The sequence below is a fragment of the Streptomyces flavofungini genome (assembly GCF_041028215.1).
Lineage (GTDB): Bacteria > Actinomycetota > Actinomycetes > Streptomycetales > Streptomycetaceae > Streptomyces > Streptomyces flavofungini_B.
Genome location: NZ_JASKYR010001565.1, coordinates 1 through 347, shown reverse-complemented (window position 1 = coordinate 347; position 347 = coordinate 1). Strand labels below are relative to the sequence as shown.

Genomic DNA, 347 nt, shown 5'->3' with positions numbered 1-347 from the left:
ACCATGGCGAACGACGAGACCATGCCGGAGCTGCGCGTCGGCATCGCCTTCGGCACGGTCACCACGCGCATGGGCGACGTCTTCGGCACCACGGTGAACCTCGCGAGCCGCTTGACCTCGATAGCGCCCAAGGACGCGGTCCTGGTGGACGGCGCGTTCGCGGAGGAACTGAAGCGCGCGGGCGACGCGCCCGCGTCGGAGACGGAGGCCGCGGAGGCGGTGGCGGCAGCCGAGAAGGAGGGCGAGGAACCGCCCTCCTACCGCTTCGCCCTCCAGCCGATGTGGCAGCGCCCCGTACGCGGCCTGGGCGTCGTCGAACCGTGGCTGCTGGCCCGCCGGGGCTGAAC

1 protein-coding gene is annotated in these 347 nt (G+C 72.6%); it reads left to right on the top strand.

Annotated features, from left to right (window positions below; all coding sequences use genetic code 11):
• The coding region (locus AB8Z36_RS42195; RefSeq protein WP_369218583.1) for an adenylate/guanylate cyclase domain-containing protein at positions 1-345 on the top strand (345 nt) is incomplete at its 5' end.
• Positions 346-347: the final 2 nt, after the last annotated feature.